Below are 20,001 nucleotides of genomic sequence, written 5' to 3' on the forward strand. Positions count from 1 at the left end.
CATCCGAGTAAGAGAAGCAAGCAGCGGCCCTCCCTCAGCCCCGCACCCGGCCGGTGTCGTAGGCCCACATCGCGATCTCGACCCGGTTCCGCGCGCCGATCTTCGTCAGCAGGCTCGCGACGTGCGTCTTGGCCGTCGTCAGGCTGACGAACAGCTCGGCGGCGATCTCGGCGTTCGTGCGGCCCACGGCCACGAGCCGCAGCACCTCCTCCTCGCGGGGGGTGAGCGGCTCGACCGGCTGGGCCCGGCTCCTAGACGGGGCGCCCGCGGCGAGGGTCGCCAGCAGCCGCCGGGTGACGTTCGGTGCGATCAGGGCGTCGCCGGCGGCCGCGGCGTGCACGGCCTGCACCAGCAGCTCCGGTCCGGCGTCCTTGAGGAGGAAGCCCCGGGCGCCGGCCCGCAGCGCGCCGTGGACGTACTCGTCGAGGTCGAAGGTCGTGATCACCACCACCGCGACCGGGTCCGCGACGTCCCGCCCGGCGAGGATCTCGGTGACCTCGATCCCGTCCAGGCCGGGCATCCGGATGTCGACGAGGCACACGTCGGGGCGCAGACGGTGCGCGAGGTCGACGGCGGTGCGGCCGTCGGCGGCCTGGCCGACCACCTCGATGCCGGGCTGGTCGTCGAGGATCATCGCCAGCCCGGTGCGGACCAGGTCCTGGTCGTCGGCCACGAGCACGCGCACCGTCATCGTCGTCCCTCCGTCGGCAGGTCGGCCTCGACCGCCCACCCGCCCTCGGGCGCCGGCCCCGCGTGCAGCGTGCCACCGAGCAGCTTCACCCGCTCGCCCATCCCCAGCAGCCCGAAACCGGGGGACGCCGGCCGCGTCGTACCGGCCCGGCCGTCGTCGGTCACCCGGAGCCGGACCCTGCCCGCGCTCCCGGCGACGCGGATCTCCACCCGCGAGGCACCGCGGGCGTGCCGCAGCGCGTTGGTCAGCGCCTCCTGCGCCATCCGGTAGACGGCGGCGTCGACCTGGGGGCCGATCGCGGTCAGGTCTCCGGCCAGCTCGACGTGGACGACGGGCGCCGGGTCGCTGCGGGCGAGGGACGCCAGGTCCGCCACGCCGGGCCGGGGGGCGTAGTCGGCCGGCGCCCCGTCCCGCAGCACCCGCACCATCGACCGCATCTCCGCGAGCGTCCGCGACGCCTCGCCCTCGATGGCGGCCAGCGCCTCGAGCGCCGCCTCGGGGCGTCTCCGGCCGATCGTCCGGCCCGTCTGCGCCTGGACCGCGATGGCCGAGACGTGGTGGGCGACCGAGTCGTGCAGGTCGCGCGCCAGGCCGACCCGCTCCTCGCTGCGGACCTGGTCGAAGGCCCGGCGCCGGTTCTCGGCGCGATAGCGCAACGCCGCGCCGAGAGCGACGGCCGCGACCAGGACGGCGAGCCCGCCGAACAGCTCGGCCGGACCGGTGTAGTCCGTCGCGCCGCTGAACCCCGCGACCACCGCGGCCACCGCCAGCCCGGCGACGATCTCGCGCCCCGACCCCCAGCGGACCAGGGCGTGGACGAGCACCAGCACGTACGTCATCGTGGCCAGCCCGGCCTCCGAGACCCCGGCCACCTGGCTCGCCAGTCCCAGGGCCAGGCCGGCGCCGAGGACCACCACGACGCACACCAGCGGGTGGGTACGACGCCACAGCAGCACCGGCGCGAGACCGACCGTCACGACCGTCACCACCGGCCGCCACGTGACGTCCTCGCGGAAGACTCCTTCGAGCAGCCCGACCACCATCACCGCACCGACCAGCACCCGGTCGCGCCGGCCCGGGGCAGGCGGGTCGGCGGCGCGCGGCTCGCCCAGGAGCGAGCGCAGGGCCGTGGTGATCACCGGCCCAGCCTAGGGATCGGCGCGACGCCGGGGATCGGCCGAAAGAACGAGACGGATCCGGCCTCGATGCCGATGTGGGGACGGTCCGGTCGCGGCGAGGCTTCCGCCCATGATCACTGTCGAGCACCTGACGAAGAGCTATCGCGGCGTGACCGTCGTCGACGACGTCACCTTCACCGCCCGGCCGGGCCGCGTGACCGGCTTCCTCGGCCCGAACGGCGCCGGCAAGTCGACCACGCTGCGGGTCCTGGTCGGCCTGAGCCAGGCGACCTCCGGCCACGCGGAGGTCCTCGGGGGGCGCTACGCCGACCTGCCGAACCCCGGCCTCGAGGTCGGGGTGCTGCTCGACGCCTCGGCCCAGCACGCCGGCCGCACCGGCCGCGAGGTGCTCACCATCGCGGCCCGCACGATGGGGCTGCCGGCGAGCCGGGTGCCCGCGATGCTGGGCCGGGTCGCGCTGTCGGAGCGGGAGGGCGAGCGCCGGATCCGCGACTACTCCCTCGGCATGCGCCAGCGACTCGGCATCGCGACCGCACTGCTCGGCGACCCCGAGGTCCTCATCCTCGACGAGCCCGCCAACGGCCTCGACCCCGCCGGCATCCGCTGGATGCGCGACCTGCTCCGCGACTTCGCCGACCAGGGCGGCACCGTCCTGCTCTCCTCCCACCTGCTGCACGAGATCGAGGTCGTCGCCGACGACATCGTCGTGATCGGGAACGGACGGATCGTGGCCGCCGGGACCAAGCAGGACCTGCTGTCGACGGCCGGGACCGTGGTCTCCTCCGACGACGACACCGCGCTCGCCCGTGCCCTCGCCGACGCCGGGGTGGAGGCCGCGCCCTCGAGCGGTGCGCTGCACACCTCCGCCGATCCCGGCCAGGTCGGCCGGATCGCCCTCGCCGCCGGCGTCGCGCTGACCGAGCTGCGCGCCGCCGACAGCGCCGGGCTGGAGGAGATCTTCCTCCAGCTCACCGCGACCGCCCAGCGCGACGGCAACGTCCCCGAAGGAGGGGCAGCAGCATGACCACCACGACCATCCCGGCCACCGCCCGCGTCGTACCCCCGATCCCGACCCGCCGCATCGTGGCCGTCGAGCTGCGCAAGATGTTCGACACCCGGTCCGGCTTCTGGCTGCTCACGAGCATCGCCGTGCTCTCGGTGGTGGCGGCCGCGGCCGCCATCGTCTTCGCCCCCGACGACGAGCTCGGCTACCGGACCTTCACCACCGCGATCGGCTTCCCCAGCACGCTGATCCTGCCCATGATCGCGATCCTCGCGGTCACCGGCGAGTGGAGCCAGCGCAGCGGCCTGACCACCTTCACCCTCGTCCCCCGCCGGGGCCGCGTGATCGGCGCCAAGGCGATCGCGAGCGTCGTCGTCGGCATCGGCTCCATGCTGGTGGCCTTCGCGATCGGCGCGATCGGCAACGTGGTCGGCTCGCCCCTGCTCGGCGTCGACACCGTGTGGGACGTCGGTCCGGCGCACGCCGCCCAGATCGTCCTGGGCAACCTGATGGGGATGGCCATCGGCTTCACCCTGGGCGTGGTGCTGCGCAGCTCGGCGGCCGCGATCGTCGGCTACTTCGTGCTGTCCTTCGTGCTCTCCGGCATCCTGCTCCTGCTCGCCCAGGTGCGGGAGGGGTTCACCGACCTCCAGCCCTGGCTCGACTGGAACGACACGCAGGTCGCCCTGTTCGAGGGCCGGATCTCCTCGGCGCAGGAGTGGGCCCAGCTCGCGGCGACCACGACGACCTGGATCGTCGTACCGCTCGTCGCCGGGCTGGTGCTGCTGCGGCGCTCCGAGGTGCGGTAGCCGGCTCACCGGTCCGTCAGACGCCGGTCCTGCCGTCGACACCCTCGCGCAGCAGGTCGGCGTGCCCGCAGTGCTGGGCGTACTCGGTGATCATCCGGAGCACCAGCCAGCGCAGGTCGACGTCCTCGTGCCAGTCCAGCGGCCGCGCCCGGTCGTCGAGCCCGTGCGCGGCGACGATCTCGCGGGACACCACGCACTCCGCGCGCCAGGTCTCCAGGTCGGCGGCGAAGTCGGCGTCCGCGGGCAGGTCGAAGTCGAGGTCGGGCTCGTCGGCGGTGATGAAGAGGAACGGTACGTCGCGGCGCTCGTAGTTCTGCTGGAACCACCAGCGCTCGCACCCGGCGAGGTGGCGGACCAGGCCGTGCAGCGACATCGTCGAGGGCGGCATGGACCTGGTCCCCGCCTGCTCCGGGGTCAGGCCGCGACACTTCATCTCCACCGTGGCCCGGTAGTGCTCGAGGTACGCCGAGAGCGCCTCCCGCTCACCGGCCACCGACGGGATGCGCGGGCGGTCGTCGTCGGCCCACCGGGGTGAGTGCGCCTCCTCGGTGAGGCCCGACTCCGACCCGAGGGCCCCCTCCGCGGTGTTGTCGCTCATGCAGCGCACCCTGCCACGCCGAGCGCCCGCGGACGCGCCGCTCGCGGCTCAGTGGGCCATGTCGACGAACCGGCTGTAGTGACCCTGGAAGGCCACCACGATGTCCCGGGTCGCGCCGTTGCGGTGCTTGGCGACGATCAGGTCGGCCTCGCCGGGGCGGGTCGACTCCTTCTCGTAGACGTCGTCGCGGTGCAGCAGGACCACCATGTCGGCGTCCTGCTCGATCGAGCCGGACTCGCGCAGGTCGCTCACGGCGGGGCGCTTGTCGGCGCGCTGCTCGGGGCCACGGTTGAGCTGGGAGAGCGCGATGACCGGGATCTCGAGCTCCTTGGCGAGGAGCTTGATCTGGCGGGAGAACTCGGAGACCTCGAGCTGGCGGGACTCGACCTTCTTGCCGGAGCTCATCAGCTGGAGGTAGTCGATGACCATCAGCTTGAGGTCGTGCTTCTGCTTGAGCCGGCGGGCCTTGGCGCGGATCTCGGTCATCGTCATGTTGGGCGAGTCGTCGATGAACATCGGCGCCGCGGAGACCTTGGCGACGTGGCGGGCCAGGCGGTCCCACTCCTCGGTGCCCATCTTGCCGTTGCGGATGTGGTTGAGCGGGATGCGGGCCTCGGCCGAGAGCAGGCGCATCACGATCTCGGCGCGGGTCATCTCCAGGCTGAAGAAGCAGGCGGTGAGGTTGTTGTGGATGGCGGCGGCCCGGCAGAAGTCGAGCGCCAGCGTGGACTTGCCCATGGCGGGACGGGCGGCGACGACGATCATCTGCCCGGAGTGGAAGCCGTTGGTGAGCTCGTCGAAGTCGGCGAAGCCGGTCGGCACGCCGTAGATGCCGGCCTCGCGGTTCTCGATGGCCTCGATCTCGTCGAGGACCCCGTCCATGATGTCGGAGAGCGGGGCGTAGTCCTCGGACTTGTTGCGGTCGGTGACCTTGTAGATCTCGGACTGGGCCTCGTTGACGATGCCCTCGACCTCGCCCTCGCCGGCGTAGCTGATCTGCACGATCTTGGTGCCCGCGTCGACGAGCCGGCGCAGGATGGCCTTCTCGTAGACGATCTCGGCGTAGAAGCCGGCGTTGGCCGCGATCGGGACGTTGGCCGCCAGGGTGTGCAGGTACGCCGCCCCGCCGATCTTCTGCAGCTGGCCACGCCGCTGCAGCTCACCGGCGACGGTCACCATGTCCGCGGGCTCGCCGCGGCCGAACAGGTCGAGGATCGCCTCGTGGATCTCCTCGTGGGCGGGCCGGTAGTAGTCGACCCCGCGGATCACCTCCACGACGTCGGCGATGGCGTCCTTGGAGATGAGCATGGCGCCGAGCACGGACTGCTCGGCGGCGAGGTCCTGCGGGGGCATCCGGCCGCCGGAGGGCGCGTCGCCGGGGGCGTAGGGGGTCGGGCCGTCGCCGAACTCCTCGGGCGGCTCGACGGTCCACGAGGGGGCGTTGTCGGTGACGCTCACGGCGCTGTCGTCCTCCTGTTCCGATCACGGGTGGCTGCTCCGCGGCCACCCGGGACGTCGTACCGTGACGATGCTGCCTGGGGGGTCCGACTCTTTCCCTGCCCGACGAACCTAGGGGCCGTGCAGTGCTGGCGCCACCGCCGTATCCACAAGCCTTGGGGATAACTCGGTGCCGGTCGTGGACGACACGCGACGTGGATGTGCACGGGTTGGGGACGAAGCTGTGGACACAGGACGGAGGAACGCCTCGATGTGGGCGCTGACCTGGGAAAACGCTGATTCACAGGTGTGCACGCGAAATACTTGCGGTGTGACGTCGTTCACCTGGAGGTCACCGGCACGTCCGCTCCGGTCCGCCCGGGCCGGAGACTGTCCACCCCGTCGGGCGAGGATGTTTCCACAACTGATCACGAGTTTTCCACCGGTCCTGGGACCGGCTCGGGACCGGTGCCCGTGAGCACCCGCGCGCTCGACCGGGAGATCGCCCGGCTCGCCGTGCCGGCCTTCCTGGCGCTGGTCGCCGAGCCGCTCTTCCTGCTCGGCGACGCCGCCGTGGTCGGCCACCTCGGCACCCGCGAGCTGGCCGGGCTCGGCCTCGCCGGCACCGTGCTCACCACGGTGGTGGGGCTGTGCGTCTTCCTCGCCTACGGCACCACCGCGGGCGTGGCCCGCCAGCTCGGCGCCGGGCACCGGCGGGCCGCGCTCGCGCAGGGGGTCGACGGGCTGTGGCTCGCGGTCGTGATCGGGCTCCCGGTCACCCTGGCGACCAGCGTGCTGGCGCACCCGCTGGTCGGCCTGTTCGGTGCCTCGGCCGGTGTGGAGGACGCCGCCGCGACGTACCTGCGGATCGCGGCGCTGGGCACCACGCCGCTGCTGCTGGTACTGGCCAGCACCGGCGTGCTGCGCGGCCTGCAGGACACCCGGACGCCGCTCGTCGTGGCGGTCCTCGGCAACGCCGCGAACCTGGCCCTCAACATCGCCCTCGTGTACGGCGCCGGGCCGGTCCCGCGCCTGGAGCTGGCCGGCTCGGCGCTCGGCTCGGTGCTGGCCCAGGCGGGCATGGCGCTGGCGCTGACCGCGGTCGTGGTGCGCGCCGCCCGCCGCGAGGGCGCCTCGCTGCGGCCGGACCGGGCGGGGATCCGGGCGGCGGGCCGGGCCGGCGTGCCGCTCCTGGTGCGCACGCTCACCCTGCGCGCCTCGCTGCTCGTCACCACCGCGGCGGTGGTGCTCGCCGCGGGCAGCGCCAGCGGCGACGCCGTACCGATCGCGACCCACCAGCTCGCGCTCACGATCTGGAGCTTCCTGGCCTACGTGCTGGACGCGATCGCCATCGCGGCGCAGGCGATCACCGGGCGCCACCTCGGTGCGGGTGACGTCGCCGCGACCCGCGCGGTCACCCGGCGGATGGTGCGGTGGGGCGTGCTCAGCGGGATCGTCACGGGAGCGCTGCTCGCGGCGGGCAGCCCGTGGCTGGGCGCGGTCTTCACCCCCGACCACGCCGTGCGCGACGCGCTGGTGCCGGTGCTCCTCGTCGCCGCGGCCGCGCAGCCGGCGGCGGGCGTGGTGTTCGTCCTCGACGGGGTGCTCATCGGCGCCGGCGACGGCCGCTACCTGGCCTGGGCCGGCCTGGCCGTGCTGGGCGGCTACGCTCCGCTCGTGCTGCTGACGAGTGCGCTGGGCGCGGGACTGGCCGGGGTGTGGGTGGTCTTCGGCGTGCTCTTCATGGGCGGCCGGCTGGTCACCCTGGTCCGGCGCGCACGCGGCGAGACGTGGCTGGTCACCGGAGCCACCGCGTGAAGCCGCTGCAGGCGGTCGGGCTCGGCCTGGTCCTGCTCGCGCTGGGCCCCGTGGACGCGCCGGTCGGCACCTTCGACCCGCTGCCCGACCCGCTCGGCTGGCTGCTCGTGCTGGTCGGGCTGCACGGCCTGGCACCCGCCCTCGACCCGCGGCGGCTGGGGACGTTGCGCTTCGTGGGCGGGCTGGCGCTGTGCTTCTCGATCGCGATCGTGGTGCCGGCGGTCGCGCGCTGGCTGGAGACCGACCCGTCGCTGGGGTGGGCGGCCGACGTACCGCGCTTCGGGTTCTTCGCCCTGCTCTGCCACGAGCTGAGCCAGGCGGCGCTCAGGGCCCGTTCGACCGCGGGCGCGAGCACCTTCAGCATCACCGGGCTGGGCCTGCTGATCGTGCTGGCCGCGCCGCCGCTGGCGTTCGGGGCCGGCTGGACCGGCATCGGTACGACGGGCGAGGCGCTCGCCCAGGTCACCCAGATCGCCCTGGTGGTGCTCTGCTTCGTCTTCGCCGGCCGGCGCTGGGCGGGCGCCCCGGAGCCCGAGGCGCCCACCGAGCCGGCCGACGCGGAGTGACTCAGCCCTGGAGGCTGGCGAGCACCAGGCCGGCGAGCTGCGCGCTGCCCGCCGAGGGGTCACCCTCGTAGCTCGGGGTGGAGTAGCGCAGCGCCACGTCGACGTTCGCGTCCTTGGCGCAGGCGCGCTGCAGCGCGACCAGCGGCGGGGCGGAGCTGGTCTTCCACCACGAGGTCTTCGCGCCGGCGACGTCGCTGGGCTCGACGTTGCCGTCGGTGTCGGCGGGCTGGGCGCACGTGCCTCCGTCGCTGACGGTCACCTTCACGGTGACGGTGCTGCCGGTGAAGGTGCAGGCGTCGGCGCCGCTGGCCTTGCCCGCGGCGACGGTCTCGCCGAGCGCCTTGGAGACGTCGCCGTCGGTGAGCAGGTCGCAGGCGGGGGGCCGGCCGGTGGCGGTGGGCTCGACCGTGGCCGCCGAGGTGGTCTCGGTCGGCGTGGGCGTCGGGGTGGGGGTCGGCGTCGGGGTCGGCGCCTCCGAGGTCGGCGTGACCGACGGGGTGGGCTCGGCGTCGGGGTCGCCGTCGTCACCGCACGCGGCGAGGACGGGGGCGAGCACGAGGACGGCAGCGGGCCAGAGGCGACGCAGTCGCATCTTCACTCCTGGGGAAGGTGGGGAAGGACAACCCCAAAAATGCCACGTGGCCGGCCCCCGGAGGGGCCGGCCACGCCGCAGAAGCGAACCGGTCAGGCCGGGATCACGTTCAGCGTCACCGCGACGGACACGTCGTCGTGCAGCTTGACCGACACCGCGTGGTTGCCCAGCGACTTGATCGGGTTGCCGAGGACGATGGTCCGCTTGTCGATCGACTCGCCCGCGGCCTCGCCGAGCGCGGCGGCGATGTCGGCAGCGGTGACCGCGCCGAACAGGCGGCCGCCCTGGCCGGCCTTGACCTTGACGTCGACCGAGCCGCTCTCCAGCTTGGTCTTGATCTCGGCGGCGTGCGCCTCGTCGCGCACGGCACGCGCGCTGCGCGCGGCCTTGATCGAGTCGGCCTGCGCCTGGGCGCCACGGGTCCAGCGGATGCCGAAGCCCCGCGGGATGAGGTAGTTGCGGCCGTAGCCGTCCTTGACCTCCACCACGTCGCCGGCAGCGCCGAGGTTCTCGACCTCCTGGGTCAGGATGATCTTCATGAGTTCAGCTCTCCTTCTCTACCGACGCGCTCAGCGGCCGCTGGAGGTGTAGGGCAGCAGCGCGACCTCACGGGCGTTCTTCACCGCGATCGCGATGTCCCGCTGGTGCTGGACGCAGTTGCCGGTCACCCGACGGGCGCGGATCTTGCCCCGGTCGGAGATGAACTTCTTCAGAAGGCCGGTGTCCTTGTAGTCGACACCGGTGGCCTTCTCCTTGCAGAACTGGCAAACCTTCTTCTTCGGCTTGCGGACGACTGCCTTCGCCATTGTGGTGCTCCTCCTCAGAGCCCGGCCGCCTCAGTCAAAGGGCGGCCGGAATGGTTGATGTGTTGTTGCTCAGAACGGGGGCTCGTCGCCACCGGAGACACCGGGCGCGGCCCAGGGGTCACCGGCGGGCGCACCGCCACCGCTGTTGGAACCACCGGACGGCTGGCTGCCCCACGGGTCTCCGCCCGCGGGACGACCGCCACCCTGCTGGCCGCCGCCGTAGCCGCCGCCCTGCTGGCCGCCGCCCTGCTGGCCGCCGCCGTAGCCACCACCGCCGCCACCGCCGGAGCGGTTGGCGCGGGTGACCTTGGCGGTCGCCCAGGTCAGCGACGGGCCGACCTCGTCGACCTGCAGCTCGTTGACCGTGCGCTTCTGGCCCTCGCGGTCCTCGTAGGAGCGCGAGACGAGCCGGCCCTGGGCGATGACGCGCATGCCCTTCTGCAGGGACTCGGCGACGTTCTCGGCCGCCTGCCGCCAGATCGAGCAGCGCAGGAAGAGGGTCTCCCCGTCCTTCCACTCGCTCGTCTGCCGGTCGAAGGTGCGCGGGGTCGACGCCACCGTGAAGTTGGCAACCGCGGCGCCGGACGGCGTGAAACGCAGCTCCGGGTCGTCGGTCAGGTTGCCGATAACGGTGATGACGGTGTCGCCAGCCATGGTGGTCTCCTGGTGAGTGGGTTCGAGTGGCCCGCCCGGGTCAGTCCCGGGCAACGGCCCCCATCGTGTCTGCTGCCGACGACATTGAACAGTCGTCTTCCACAGGCACGGGTCGTGCGCCTCAGACGGTGGGGCGCAGGACCTTGGTGCGAAGCACGGACTCGTTGAGCGTCAGCTGACGGTCGAGCTCGTCGACGGTCGCGGGCGCGGCGGTGAGCTTGACGATGGCGTAGATGCCCTCGGCGTGCTTCTTGATCTCGTACGCCAGACGGCGCTTGCCCCACACGTCGACGTTGTCGACGGTGCCGCCGTCGTTGCGGACGACGTTCAGGTACTTGTCGAGCGACGGCTGAACCGTCCGCTCGTCGAGGCTCGGGTCGAGGATGACCACGACTTCGTAGTTGCGCAAAGCGGTCTCCACCTCCTCTGGACTGACGGCCACGGACTCTCCGCGGCAGGAGGGCTCTGCAGTCCGCACCGGTTCGGCCCGGGCAGACAGGTGTACGGCGCCGCGAGGCACCGGACAGGAGAGGTTAACCGGTGACGGCGGGCACGGCCGAATTGCGGCGGTGCCACACGAGCGGGACGACGGCCGCGCGGCCGAGCCCGGTCGCGACGGCGAGGACCGGTGGGGTCAGCACCAGTCCCGGCGCGAGCAGGAAGAGGACGACGCCGCTCAGTCCCCCGGCGCCCGCGGCGAGCAGCACGTGCGGCAGCTGCGAGGGGATGTCGCGGCACGCGCGGTCGACGAGGAGGATCCCCGGCACCGCGAACGGGACCGAGACCAGGAGCACGAAGACGAAGAGGTAGCCGGCGTCCTCCGGCGGCCATCCGCTCTCGCCGATCATCAGCAGCAGGGCGACGACGAACACCACCACGCTCACCAGCCACGCCACCACGTAGCCCCCGACACCCGGGGTGTTCACCTGGTTCACGCCGCCACCGCCGTCGCGGCCGCGCGGCGTCGGTGCACGAGCGGGATGACGGCCGCCCGGGCGAGAGCCGTGGTCGCCGCGAGCCACGGTCCGATGCCGAACCAGTCCGGGTCGCCCGACAGCGACGCGGCCACGACCGTCGCGGCGTAGCCCACCAGCCCGGCGACGAGCACGTGGAACCACTGGGCCTCGACCGGCGCGCAGAGCACGTGCACCACCAGCACGCCGACGACGGCGAACGGGATCGAGACGACGAGGGTCGCGACCAGCACGACGATCAGCACCGCGTCCAGGTCGGCCCGGGTCGGTCGGCTCGCCACGACCAGACCGCCGCCGAAGATCAGCACGCTCGCGAGCCAGGCGAGGGCGTATCCGCCCGGCCCCGGTGTGTTCGGCATGATGTCCCCCTTGGTTTGAGCGCTCGCTCAAGACGATGCCACGGATTGAGCGGATGCTCAAGAACCGGCACGATGACGACCGTGAGCACCCGGGAGAAGCTGCTGGCCGCGACCTTGCGCGTCGTGGCGGAGCAGGGCATCGCGAAGGTCTCCGCGCGCACGATCGCGACGGAGGCGGGGGTCAACCAGGCGCTGGTCTTCTACCACTTCGGCTCGGTCGACGACCTGCTCGCGCAGGCCTGCGAGCACGGCGCCCGCGAGCGAGTCGAGGCGAACCGGGCCGCGCTGGCCGAGGTCCGCGACTTCGCCGCGCTCATCGCCGTCGCCCGGCGGGTGCACGCCACCGAGCAGGCCGCGGGCAACGTCGCGCTGCTCGGGCAGCTCCTCGCCGGTGCGTCCTCGCACCCGGCGCTGGGGCCGGCGACCGCGGCAGGCCTGGAGCTGTGGACCCGCGAGGTGGAGGGGGTGCTGGCCCGGCTGCTGGGGGCGGGACCGCTCGCGGACCTCGTCGACGTCCCGGGACTTGCGCGGGCGGTCAGCGCCGCCTTCGTCGGCATCGAGCTCTACGACGGCGTCGATCCGGTCGGTGCGGAGCGCGCCTTCGCCTCCCTGGAGCAGCTCGGGCAGCTGATGGGCGTGCTCGACGAGCTGGGTCCGATCGAGCGCGCCGCGCTGCGCCGCCGGGTGCGCGGCGCCGCCCGCCGGGCTGTCCCCGGTCACTCCTAGAGTGGAGGCCATGAGCGAGCTGCGCATCGGAGCCCACGTCGACCAGACCGACCCGATCGCCGAGGCCGCCGCCCGCAACGCCCCGCTCGTGCAGTTCTTCCTCGGCAACCCACAGTCCTACAAGGGCCCGGTGCTGTCCTACGAGGGCGGTGCCGCGGCGCTGCGGACCGCGGCCGAGGACGCGGGTGTCGACCTCTACGTGCACGCGCCGTACCTGATCAACGTCGCGACCACGAACAACCGGCAGCGCATCCCCAGCCGCAAGCTGCTGCAGCAGCACATGGACGCCGCCGCCGAGCTCGGCGCCAAGGGGCTGATCGTGCACGGCGGGCACGTGACCGACGACGACGATCCCGCGAAGGGCTTCGACAACTGGCGCAAGGCGATCGAGGCGACCGACATCAAGGTCCCGCTGCTCATCGAGAACACCGCCGGCGGCACGAACGCGATGACTCGCTACCTCGACCGGATCAAGGGCACCTGGGACGCGATCGCCAGCGCCGAGGGCGCCGACATGGTGGGCTTCTGCCTCGACACCTGCCACGCCCACGCGGGCGGCAACGCGCTGGAGACGATCGTCGACGACGTCCGCGCGATCACGGGGCGGATCGACCTGGTGCACGCCAACGACAGCCGCGACGCCTTCGACTCCGGCGCCGACCGCCACGCCAACTTCGGAGCCGGGCAGATCGACCCCGACCTGCTCGCCCAGGTGGTGCGCGACGCCGGGGCGCCGGTCGTGTGCGAGACGCCGGGAGGCGCCGCGGAGCACACGGCGGACTTCGCCTGGCTGCGCGAGCGGGTCTGATCAGGCGGTCAGCACGGTGAGCGGCAGGTCGCCGCAGCGGATCGTGCCGCCGTGCTCGCCGGGCGTGACCAGCCGGCCCGGAGGCACCCGCGGGTCGGCGGAGAGCACCACCCGGTGCGCCTGGTTGACCACGGTCGCGCCGGCCGCGCGGACCGCGTCGATCATCAGCGACTCGAAGGTGTCGAGCAGGGTGTCGGCGCCGACGACGCCGACCATCGTCCCGCCGACGTGCACCGGCGCGGTGGTGGTGAGCATGTACTCGTCGCTGCACACGTAGTCGACGAACGGCCCGGTGACGTGCGCCCCCCCGGTCTCCAGCGGCGTGCGGAACCACTCGAACCGGCTGTAGTCGAGCGGGTCGCCGGAGCCGGAGACGGTCGACTGGGCCAGCAGCTGCTGCTCCTCGCCCTGCCACCAGGCCAGGTAGAGGTGGTGGTCGGCGAGGAAGCCGGGGGCGGCGACGAAGCCGCCGCCGAAGAGCGGGAGCCGGCCGAGCATCTCCCGGGTGAGCGGGTACGCCGCCTCGACCAGGTCCGCGGCCGCGAGCCGCTCCCGGGCGCAGACCTCGGCGAGCCCGTCGCGGAGCTGGTCCAGCTCGGCGACCACGCGGCCGAAGTAGTCCTCGATCTCGCGGGCACAGGCGACCGCGGCCGCCGAGGCTCCTTCGACGAGCACCGACCCCATGGCTTCACTCCTTCCGGGGAGCCGGGCGGACCGGTCCCCGTCTGCTACGGAAAGGCACGACGGCCCGGCTGTCAAGGAACCCGCCTCATCGCTGGGACGCCCGCAAGAGGGCCAGCTCGTCGAGCGCCCCCGCCAGCTGTCGTCGTACGGCGGTGCGGGCGCCGTCCCCGTCGTGGGCGCGCAGCGCGGCGAACAGCTCCTCGTGGCAGGCCCGGGTGAGCTCCTGGAACTCCGGCGTCCCGAGCGGCTGGCGGAGCAGGGCACCGAAGTCGGCCTCCAGCGCGACCACCTGCCGGGTCATCCGGGCGGACTGGCTGAGGGCGGCGAGGGAGAGGTAGAGCTCGGCGTCGGCGTGCCGCCAGTGGCCGGGGTCGGTGTCGCCCGCGGCGGGCAGCAGCGACTCCAGCACGTCGACGTCGCCGCCGTCGGCCCGCTCGGCGGCGACCTCCGCGCAGCCGGTGAGCAGGACGACGTGCAGGGTGCCGCGGTCGTGCAGCTCGACCAGCGACATCGCGGCCAGCCGCTCGGCCTGGGCGTCGGGGTCGTGCAGCCGGGCCCGGGTGACGTAGCTGCCGCCGTTGCGCCCGCGCACGGTGCTGATCAGCCCCTGCGCGCGCAGCGCGACGAGCGCCTCGCGGGCGGTGACGGTGGCGACGCCGAGCATCGCGGCGAGCTCGGCCTCGCTGGGCAGCCGCTCGCCGTCGCGCAGCACACCCGAGCGGATCGCGTCGGCGAGGCGCTGCTCGACGCGGGTGGCCCGGCCGACCTCCTCGAGCGGGGCGAAGATCGCGTTCCGGGTGCGGGTCCCGTGGCGTGCGGTGGTGCCCATCGCCATCCCCTCCCACCCGGCCGATCGCGTCACGGAAACGTTACAGGGACGACTCTAGACATATAACCTCTGGGATCATATGTTTTCGGTGTGACCCAAGCCACCACCCCTCCGGCGGATGCCGACCGCGACGTCGCGACGTCGACCCCGGCGATCCGGCTGCGCGGCCTCGTCAAGCACTTCGGTGACGTCGCCGCCGTCGACGGCGTCGACCTCGACATCGCCGACGGCGAGTTCTTCTCCATGCTCGGCCCCTCCGGCTCCGGCAAGACCACCGTGCTGCGCCTGATCGCCGGGTTCGAGACCGCGACCGACGGCACCGTCGAGCTCGGCGGCACCGACGTGACCCGCAGCGCGCCCTTCGAGCGCGACGTGCACACCGTCTTCCAGGACTACGCGCTCTTCCCGCACATGAGCGTCCTCGACAACGTCGGCTACGGCCTGCGGGTGCGCGGGATGGGCAAGGCCGCGCGACGCGCCAAGGCACAGGAGGCGCTCGACACGGTGCGGCTGGGCCACCTCGGCGTACGACGGCCGACCCAGCTCTCCGGCGGCCAGCGCCAGCGCGTCGCGCTCGCCCGGGCGATCGTGCTGGAGCCGCGGGTGCTGCTGCTCGACGAGCCGCTCGGCGCCCTCGACCTCAAGCTGCGCGAGCAGATGCAGGTCGAGCTCAAGCAGCTCCAGCGCGAGCTGGGCATCACCTTCGTGTTCGTCACCCACGACCAGGAGGAGGCGCTCACGCTCAGCGACCGGATCGCGGTCTTCGACGCCGGCCGGATCCAGCAGCTCGGGACCCCGCAGGAGATCTACGAGCAGCCCGCCTCGGCGTACGTCGCCGGCTTCGTCGGCACCACGAACCTGCTCGACGCAGCCGCCTCCGAGCGGCTGCTCGGGGTCGCGGCCGAGCACGCGATCCGGCCCGAGCGGCTGCGCCTCTCGCCCGCGAGCGACGGCGGCCAGGCCGGTCCCGGCGAGGTCCGGGTCGGCGCGGTGGTGACCGAGACGATCTACCTCGGCACCGGCAACCGCGTGCACCTGCGCACCGACGACGGCCTCGAGCTGGTCGCCCTGGAGCAGTCCACCGCCTCCCTCGACGACCTCGCCGACGGCGACCACCGCGGCGACCGGGTGACCGTGCGCTTCGCGCGCGCCGACGTCGTCCCCCTCTCCTGACCCCCTACAGCTCTCGCACCCCACCCCTCGAGAAATCCCTAGAGAAAGCGGAGATCCCATGAAATCCACCCTGAGGCGCAGCCGCGTGGCGCTCGCCTGTCTGTCCCTGGTGTCGGTCTCCGTGCTGGCCGCCTGCGGCAGCGAGGACGACAAGAAGACCGACGCCGTCGAGAAGCTCGGCAAGCTCGAGGGCAAGGTCTCGATCCTCGCCTGGCCCGGGTACGTCGAGGACGGCAGCAACGACCCGAAGGTCGACTGGGTCTCCGCCTTCGAGAAGAAGACCGGCTGCGAGGTGACCAGCAAGGTCTACGGCACCTCCGACGAGGCGCTCAACCTCGCCAAGTCCGGTGAGTACGACGTGATCGCCGCCTCCGGCGACCTGTCCCTGCGGCTGATCGCCTCCGACGAGGCGCAGGCCATCAACACCGACCTGGTGCCGAACTACGAGAACGTCTACGACTTCCTCAAGGACACCGAGTGGAACTCGCAGGACGGCAAGAACTACGGCGTCCCGCACGGCTACGGCGCCAACCTGCTGATGTTCAACAAGTCGAACGTCAACCCCGCGCCGACGTCCTGGAGCGCGGTCTTCGACAAGGCCGAGCTGGCGAAGAACAAGGGCAAGGTCACCGCCTACGACTCGCCGATCTACATCGCCGACGCCGCGCTCTACCTGATGAAGACCCAGCCCGACCTGGGCATCGAGAACCCCTACGCGCTCGACCAGAAGCAGCTCGACGCGGCGACGGCCCTGCTCAAGGAGCAGCGCCAGTACGTCGGTGAGTACTGGTCGGACTACCTCAAGGAGATCCAGGCCTTCGAGACCGGCGACTCGGTCGTCGGCACCACCTGGCAGGTCATCAAGAACAACATCAAGGACAAGAACGTCGAGGTGACCCTGCCGACCGAGGGCGCCACCGCGTGGAACGACACCTGGATGCTGTCCTCGCAGGCCAAGAGCCCCAACTGCGCCTACGCGTGGATGGACTACATCCTCAGCCCCGAGGCCAATGCCCAGGCCACGGAGTACTTCGGCGAGGCGCCGAACAGCCCGCAGGCGTGCGAGAAGACCACCGACCCGAAGCACTGCGAGACCTTCCACGCCGGTGACGAGGAGTACGCCAAGAAGCTCTGGTTCTGGCGCACGCCCATCAAGAAGTGCCTTGACGGGCGCACCGACGTCGAGTGCACCGACTACGCCCAGTGGACCCAGGCGTGGACGGAGATCAAGGGCTGACCATGGCCTCCACCACCGAATCGGCGCCGGCCCCCGCACTGCGGGGGCCGGCCGCCCGGCCGGCCTCCCGGCTGCTGCACCGCTGGGTGTGGCTCCGGCTGAGCCTGCTGCTGTCCGCGCCGCTCGCGTGGATGGTCCTCGTGTACGTCGTCGCGCTGGCCGCGCTGCTGATCACCGCCTTCTGGTCGGTGGACAGCCTCAGCAGCGAGATCGACCGCACCTGGACGCTGGACAACTTCCGCACGCTGCTGGAGAACGAGGTCTACCGCAACGTCACCGTGCGCACCGTCGTGGTGGCCCTCGCGGTGACGGTGGTCGACGTGGCGATCGCGCTGCCGATCGCCTTCTACATGGCCAAGGTGGCCTCGCCGCGGGCCCGCCGGATGCTCGTCGTGGCGGTGCTGACGCCGCTGTGGGCGTCGTACCTGGTGAAGGTGTTCGCGTGGCGGGTGGTCCTCTCCGAGGGCGGCCTCGCCGAGTGGACCGGCCTCGGCACGCCCGGCTACGGGCTGACCGCGGTGATCATCGCGCAGGCCTACATCTGGCTGCCCTACGTGATCCTGCCGATCTTCGCCGCCCTGGAGCGGGTCCCCGACTCGCTGCTGGAGGCCGCAGGCGACCTCGGCGCCCCGGCCCGCACGGTCGTGCGCACCATCGTCATGCCGCTGCTCGTGCCCGGCATCGTGGCCGGCGCGATCTTCAGCTTCTCGCTCACCATGGGCGACTACATCACCGTCAACATCGTCGGTGGCACCAGCCAGATGCTCGGCAACCTGGTGTTCGTCAACGCCGGCGCGGCCAACAACCTGCCGCTCGCGGCGGCCATCGCGATGATCCCGATCGTGGTGATGCTCGTGCTGCTGACCGCCATCCGTCGTACCGGCGCCCTGGAGAACCTCTGATGCGACTCAGCTCCCCCGCCCGCTGGACGCTCGCCGTCGTCACCTTCGGCGTCCTCGCGCTGATCTACCTGCCGCTGCTGGTCGTCGTGGCCAACTCGGTCAACCCGAGCCAGTCGATGACCTGGCCGCCGGACGGCGTCACCTTCGAGTGGTGGGAGCGCGCCTGGCACAGCAGCGGCGCCCGCGACGCACTGGTGACGAGCCTCCAGGTCGGCGCGATCGCGACCCTGGTCGCGCTGGTGCTCGGCACCCTGCTCGCCCTGGCCCTGCAGCGCTACTCGTTCTTCGGCAAGCACACCGTCAACCTGCTGGTGATCCTGCCGATCGCGCTGCCCGGCGTGGTCACCGGCATCGCGCTCAACAACGGCTTCAAGGGGATCCTCGGCATCGACCTGTCGCTGTGGACGATCGTGATCGCGCACGCGACCTTCTGCATCGTCACCGTCTTCAACAACGTCCAGGCCCGGCTGCGCCGGCTCGGCACCAGCCTCGAGGAGGCCTCGGCCGACCTGGGCGCGGGCGTCTTCACGACCTTCCGGCTGGTCACCCTGCCGCAGCTCCGCTCGGCCTTGCTCGCCGGTGGCATGCTCGCCTTCGCGCTCTCCTTCGACGAGATCATCGTGACCACGTTCACCGCCGGCGGGGGCGCGAACACCCTGCCGATCTGGATCCTCAACAACATGTTCCGCCCGAACCAGGCGCCGGTCGTCAACGTCGTCGCGGTCGTCCTCATCCTCTTCTCCATCGTCCCGGTCTGGCTCGCGCAGCGGCTGTCCTCCGACGTCGACCCCGTCCGCTGAGCCGCACCGAACCCACCCTGAAGGAGTCCCCATGACCGAGCCGACCCAGTACGCCGTCCGCAACCCCGCCACCGGGGAGCTGGTCGAGAGCTTCCCAACCGCCACCGACGCCGAGGTCGCCGCCGCGGTGGACCTGGCCGCGTCGGCGTACGCGGGCTGGGGACGGACCTCCGCCGTCGCCGACCGGGCCGCGCTGCTGCACCGGGTGGCCGAGCTGCACCGGGAGCGCAGCGCCGAGCTCTCGGCCACGATGGTCGAGGAGATGGGCAAGCCGCTCGCCGACGCCGAGGGCGAGGTGGACTTCTCCGCCGCGATCTACGACTACTACGCCGACCACGCGGAGGCCTTCCTCGCCGACGAGCCGATCGAGCTGGGCGAGGGGTCGGACGGCTCGGCGCTCATCCGCCGCCGCCCGGTGGGCGTGCTGCTCGGGATCATGCCGTGGAACTTCCCGGCCTACCAGGTCGCCCGCTTCGCCGCGCCGAACCTCGCCACCGGCAACACGATCGTGCTCAAGCACGCCCCGCAGTGCCCGCGATCGGCCGCGCTGCTGCAGCGGATCTTCCTCGACGCCGGCTTCCCCGAGGGTGCCTACGTCAACGTCTACGCCACCAACGAGCAGGCCGCCGAGGTGATCGCCGACCCCCGGGTCCAGGGCGTCTCGCTCACCGGCTCCGAGCGGGCCGGTGCGGCCGTCGCCGAGATCGCCGGGCGCAACCTGAAGAAGTGCGTGCTCGAGCTCGGTGGCTCCGACCCGTTCGTCGTGCTCGGCAGCGACGACCTCGACGCCACCGTCGAGGCCGCAGTCGCCGCACGGTTGGAGAACACCGGCCAGGCCTGCAACGCCGCCAAGCGGTTCATCGTCGTCGAGGACCTGTACGACGACTTCGTCTCCCGCTTCACCGCGGCCCTGCTGGAGGCCTCCCCCGCGTCCCCGCTGTCCTCGGTCGCCGCCGCCGAGAACCTCGACCGGCAGGTCGACGAGGCGATCGCCGGCGGCGCCGCGCTCACCCGCACCGGCGAGCGCACCGGGGCCTTCCACCCCAGCGGGGTGCTGACCGGCGTGACGACCGACAACCCGGCGTACCGCCAGGAGCTGTTCGGCCCGGTCGCGATGGTCTTCAAGGCCGCCGACGAGGACGACGCGGTCCGGATCGCCAACGACACCCCCTACGGGCTGGGCTCCTACGTCTTCACCCCCGACGCCGCGCAGGCGCAGCGGGTCGCCGACCAGATCGACGCGGGCATGGTCTTCGTCAACGGCGTCGGCCTGGACGCGGCCGAGCTGCCCTTCGGCGGCGTCAAGCGCTCCGGCTTCGGCCGCGAGCTCGGCCGCTACGGCATGGAGGAGTTCGTGAACAAGAAGCTCGTCCGCACCGTCTGAGCCACCCCCACC

At 72.3% G+C, this 20,001-nt stretch carries 24 protein-coding genes; 11 read left to right on the plus strand and 13 right to left on the minus strand.

Annotation, left to right across the window (positions count from 1 at the left end; translation table 11 throughout):
* Positions 1-34: 34 nt before the first annotated feature.
* Both MRBLML1_RS04815 and MRBLML1_RS04820 read right to left on the minus strand, forming a co-directional pair.
* Positions 35-691, minus strand: a complete 657-nt coding sequence (locus MRBLML1_RS04815; protein ID WP_364512157.1) for a response regulator transcription factor — start codon at positions 689-691, stop codon at positions 35-37.
* Entirely contained in the window at positions 688-1,830 is a 1,143-nt protein-coding gene (locus MRBLML1_RS04820; RefSeq protein ID WP_364512160.1) for a sensor histidine kinase, read from the minus strand. Before MRBLML1_RS04820 ends, MRBLML1_RS04815 begins: the two co-directional genes overlap by 4 nt.
* A 109-nt stretch (positions 1,831-1,939) precedes the next feature.
* Here MRBLML1_RS04820 and MRBLML1_RS04825 point away from each other — a divergent pair, with 109 nt between their 5' ends.
* Together MRBLML1_RS04825 and MRBLML1_RS04830 are read left to right on the plus strand one after the other, a co-directional pair.
* Positions 1,940-2,854, plus strand: a complete 915-nt coding sequence (locus MRBLML1_RS04825) for an ABC transporter ATP-binding protein (protein ID WP_364512163.1) — start codon at positions 1,940-1,942, stop codon at positions 2,852-2,854.
* On the plus strand, positions 2,851-3,642 hold the full coding sequence (locus tag MRBLML1_RS04830) for an ABC transporter permease subunit (protein WP_364512166.1): 792 nt from the start codon (positions 2,851-2,853) through the stop codon (positions 3,640-3,642). The genes MRBLML1_RS04825 and MRBLML1_RS04830 overlap by 4 nt, the downstream gene beginning before the upstream one ends.
* Positions 3,643-3,658: 16 nt before the next feature.
* On the opposite strand, the gene MRBLML1_RS04835 is transcribed toward MRBLML1_RS04830, so the two are convergent.
* Together MRBLML1_RS04835 and dnaB are read right to left on the minus strand one after the other, a co-directional pair.
* Positions 3,659-4,240 (minus strand): DinB family protein, encoded by a 582-nt coding sequence (locus MRBLML1_RS04835; protein ID WP_364512169.1) that lies wholly within the window; start codon positions 4,238-4,240, stop codon positions 3,659-3,661.
* 48 nt (positions 4,241-4,288) lie between these two features.
* Positions 4,289-5,593, minus strand: a complete 1,305-nt coding sequence (gene dnaB, locus MRBLML1_RS04840; RefSeq protein WP_364513119.1) for a replicative DNA helicase — start codon at positions 5,591-5,593, stop codon at positions 4,289-4,291.
* A 552-nt stretch (positions 5,594-6,145) separates the two neighbouring features.
* On the opposite strand from dnaB, the gene MRBLML1_RS04845 reads away from it, so the two are divergent.
* Complete coding sequence (locus MRBLML1_RS04845) at positions 6,146-7,495, plus strand: MATE family efflux transporter (RefSeq protein WP_414691213.1); 1,350 nt, start codon at positions 6,146-6,148, stop codon at positions 7,493-7,495.
* Positions 7,492-8,061 carry a hypothetical protein gene (locus tag MRBLML1_RS04850; protein ID WP_364512175.1) on the plus strand — a complete coding sequence of 190 codons (570 nt, stop codon included), beginning with the start codon at positions 7,492-7,494 and terminating at the stop codon, positions 8,059-8,061. Before MRBLML1_RS04845 ends, MRBLML1_RS04850 begins: the two co-directional genes overlap by 4 nt.
* 1 nt (position 8,062) lies before the next feature.
* Here MRBLML1_RS04850 and MRBLML1_RS04855 read toward each other — a convergent pair whose 3' ends face one another.
* The 7 genes from MRBLML1_RS04855 to MRBLML1_RS04885 form a co-directional block, all read right to left on the minus strand.
* Positions 8,063-8,653: a hypothetical protein gene (locus tag MRBLML1_RS04855; RefSeq protein ID WP_364512178.1), complete on the minus strand. Its 591-nt coding sequence runs from the start codon at positions 8,651-8,653 to the stop codon at positions 8,063-8,065.
* A 92-nt stretch (positions 8,654-8,745) separates the two neighbouring features.
* On the minus strand, positions 8,746-9,192 hold the full coding sequence (rplI, locus tag MRBLML1_RS04860; RefSeq protein ID WP_364512180.1) for a 50S ribosomal protein L9: 447 nt from the start codon (positions 9,190-9,192) through the stop codon (positions 8,746-8,748).
* Positions 9,193-9,222: 30 nt separating this feature from the next.
* Positions 9,223-9,459: a 30S ribosomal protein S18 gene (gene rpsR, locus MRBLML1_RS04865; RefSeq protein WP_141014978.1), complete on the minus strand. Its 237-nt coding sequence runs from the start codon at positions 9,457-9,459 to the stop codon at positions 9,223-9,225.
* Positions 9,460-9,528: 69 nt separating this feature from the next.
* Complete coding sequence (locus MRBLML1_RS04870; protein WP_364512184.1) at positions 9,529-10,113, minus strand: single-stranded DNA-binding protein; 585 nt, start codon at positions 10,111-10,113, stop codon at positions 9,529-9,531.
* A 121-nt stretch (positions 10,114-10,234) separates the two neighbouring features.
* A complete protein-coding gene (gene rpsF, locus MRBLML1_RS04875; protein ID WP_139623520.1) occupies positions 10,235-10,522 on the minus strand; it encodes a 30S ribosomal protein S6 in 288 nt (95 codons plus the stop codon).
* Between the two features lie 124 nt (positions 10,523-10,646).
* Entirely contained in the window at positions 10,647-11,048 is a 402-nt protein-coding gene (locus MRBLML1_RS04880; protein WP_364512187.1) for a hypothetical protein, read from the minus strand.
* Positions 11,045-11,446, minus strand: a complete 402-nt coding sequence (locus tag MRBLML1_RS04885; RefSeq protein ID WP_364512189.1) for a hypothetical protein — start codon at positions 11,444-11,446, stop codon at positions 11,045-11,047. The genes MRBLML1_RS04880 and MRBLML1_RS04885 overlap by 4 nt, the downstream gene beginning before the upstream one ends.
* A gap of 81 nt (positions 11,447-11,527) precedes the next feature.
* Here MRBLML1_RS04885 and MRBLML1_RS04890 point away from each other — a divergent pair, with 81 nt between their 5' ends.
* Both MRBLML1_RS04890 and MRBLML1_RS04895 read left to right on the plus strand, forming a co-directional pair.
* Positions 11,528-12,172 carry a TetR/AcrR family transcriptional regulator gene (locus tag MRBLML1_RS04890; RefSeq protein WP_364512192.1) on the plus strand — a complete coding sequence of 215 codons (645 nt, stop codon included), beginning with the start codon at positions 11,528-11,530 and terminating at the stop codon, positions 12,170-12,172.
* 10 nt (positions 12,173-12,182) lie between these two features.
* The gene (locus MRBLML1_RS04895) at positions 12,183-12,980 is read left to right on the plus strand and encodes a deoxyribonuclease IV (protein ID WP_364512195.1); all 798 of its coding nucleotides are present in this window, start codon (positions 12,183-12,185) and stop codon (positions 12,978-12,980) included.
* Here the strand turns inward: MRBLML1_RS04895 and MRBLML1_RS04900 are convergent, their stop codons facing one another.
* The gene (locus MRBLML1_RS04900; RefSeq protein ID WP_364512198.1) at positions 12,981-13,664 is read right to left on the minus strand and encodes a hypothetical protein; all 684 of its coding nucleotides are present in this window, start codon (positions 13,662-13,664) and stop codon (positions 12,981-12,983) included.
* An 85-nt stretch (positions 13,665-13,749) separates the two neighbouring features.
* Positions 13,750-14,493, minus strand: coding sequence for a FadR/GntR family transcriptional regulator (locus MRBLML1_RS04905; RefSeq protein ID WP_364512201.1), 744 nt, complete (start codon positions 14,491-14,493; stop codon positions 13,750-13,752).
* A 90-nt stretch (positions 14,494-14,583) separates the two neighbouring features.
* On the opposite strand from MRBLML1_RS04905, the gene MRBLML1_RS04910 reads away from it, so the two are divergent.
* The 5 genes from MRBLML1_RS04910 to MRBLML1_RS04930 all read left to right on the plus strand — a co-directional run bounded on the left by MRBLML1_RS04910 (position 14,584) and on the right by MRBLML1_RS04930 (position 19,989).
* Positions 14,584-15,666 (plus strand): ABC transporter ATP-binding protein, encoded by a 1,083-nt coding sequence (locus tag MRBLML1_RS04910; RefSeq protein WP_364512204.1) that lies wholly within the window; start codon positions 14,584-14,586, stop codon positions 15,664-15,666.
* Positions 15,667-15,751: 85 nt separating this feature from the next.
* Positions 15,752-16,903 carry an extracellular solute-binding protein gene (locus MRBLML1_RS04915; protein ID WP_364512207.1) on the plus strand — a complete coding sequence of 384 codons (1,152 nt, stop codon included), beginning with the start codon at positions 15,752-15,754 and terminating at the stop codon, positions 16,901-16,903.
* A gap of 2 nt (positions 16,904-16,905) precedes the next feature.
* Positions 16,906-17,805: an ABC transporter permease gene (locus tag MRBLML1_RS04920; RefSeq protein WP_364512210.1), complete on the plus strand. Its 900-nt coding sequence runs from the start codon at positions 16,906-16,908 to the stop codon at positions 17,803-17,805.
* Entirely contained in the window at positions 17,805-18,605 is an 801-nt protein-coding gene (locus MRBLML1_RS04925; protein WP_364512213.1) for an ABC transporter permease, read from the plus strand. The genes MRBLML1_RS04920 and MRBLML1_RS04925 overlap by 1 nt, the downstream gene beginning before the upstream one ends.
* A 31-nt stretch (positions 18,606-18,636) precedes the next feature.
* Positions 18,637-19,989, plus strand: a complete 1,353-nt coding sequence (locus MRBLML1_RS04930; RefSeq protein ID WP_364512216.1) for an NAD-dependent succinate-semialdehyde dehydrogenase — start codon at positions 18,637-18,639, stop codon at positions 19,987-19,989.
* The last annotated feature ends 12 nt before the right edge of the window (positions 19,990-20,001 follow it).

This window comes from Nocardioides sp. LML1-1-1.1, assembly GCF_040676175.1.
Taxonomy (GTDB): Bacteria; Actinomycetota; Actinomycetes; order Propionibacteriales; family Nocardioidaceae; genus Nocardioides.

What these genes read in the sequence shown, in the direction of transcription:
- dnaB (WP_364513119.1), bottom strand. Translation starts at nt 5,593, where the DNA reads ATGCCCCCGCAGGACCTCGCCGCCGAGCAGTCCGTGCTCGGCGCCATG.
- MRBLML1_RS04825 (WP_364512163.1), top strand. Translation starts at nt 1,940, where the DNA reads ATGATCACTGTCGAGCACCTGACGAAGAGCTATCGCGGCGTGACCGTC.
- rplI (WP_364512180.1), bottom strand. Translation starts at nt 9,192, where the DNA reads ATGAAGATCATCCTGACCCAGGAGGTCGAGAACCTCGGCGCTGCCGGC.
- MRBLML1_RS04905 (WP_364512201.1), bottom strand. Translation starts at nt 14,493, where the DNA reads ATGGGCACCACCGCACGCCACGGGACCCGCACCCGGAACGCGATCTTC.
- rpsR (WP_141014978.1), bottom strand. Translation starts at nt 9,459, where the DNA reads ATGGCGAAGGCAGTCGTCCGCAAGCCGAAGAAGAAGGTTTGCCAGTTC.
- MRBLML1_RS04830 (WP_364512166.1), top strand. Translation starts at nt 2,851, where the DNA reads ATGACCACCACGACCATCCCGGCCACCGCCCGCGTCGTACCCCCGATC.
- MRBLML1_RS04930 (WP_364512216.1), top strand. Translation starts at nt 18,637, where the DNA reads ATGACCGAGCCGACCCAGTACGCCGTCCGCAACCCCGCCACCGGGGAG.
- MRBLML1_RS04835 (WP_364512169.1), bottom strand. Translation starts at nt 4,240, where the DNA reads ATGAGCGACAACACCGCGGAGGGGGCCCTCGGGTCGGAGTCGGGCCTC.
- MRBLML1_RS04895 (WP_364512195.1), top strand. Translation starts at nt 12,183, where the DNA reads ATGAGCGAGCTGCGCATCGGAGCCCACGTCGACCAGACCGACCCGATC.
- MRBLML1_RS04885 (WP_364512189.1), bottom strand. Translation starts at nt 11,446, where the DNA reads ATGCCGAACACACCGGGGCCGGGCGGATACGCCCTCGCCTGGCTCGCG.
- MRBLML1_RS04870 (WP_364512184.1), bottom strand. Translation starts at nt 10,113, where the DNA reads ATGGCTGGCGACACCGTCATCACCGTTATCGGCAACCTGACCGACGAC.
- MRBLML1_RS04815 (WP_364512157.1), bottom strand. Translation starts at nt 691, where the DNA reads ATGACGGTGCGCGTGCTCGTGGCCGACGACCAGGACCTGGTCCGCACC.
- MRBLML1_RS04925 (WP_364512213.1), top strand. Translation starts at nt 17,805, where the DNA reads ATGCGACTCAGCTCCCCCGCCCGCTGGACGCTCGCCGTCGTCACCTTC.
- MRBLML1_RS04855 (WP_364512178.1), bottom strand. Translation starts at nt 8,653, where the DNA reads ATGCGACTGCGTCGCCTCTGGCCCGCTGCCGTCCTCGTGCTCGCCCCC.
- MRBLML1_RS04900 (WP_364512198.1), bottom strand. Translation starts at nt 13,664, where the DNA reads ATGGGGTCGGTGCTCGTCGAAGGAGCCTCGGCGGCCGCGGTCGCCTGT.
- MRBLML1_RS04920 (WP_364512210.1), top strand. Translation starts at nt 16,906, where the DNA reads ATGGCCTCCACCACCGAATCGGCGCCGGCCCCCGCACTGCGGGGGCCG.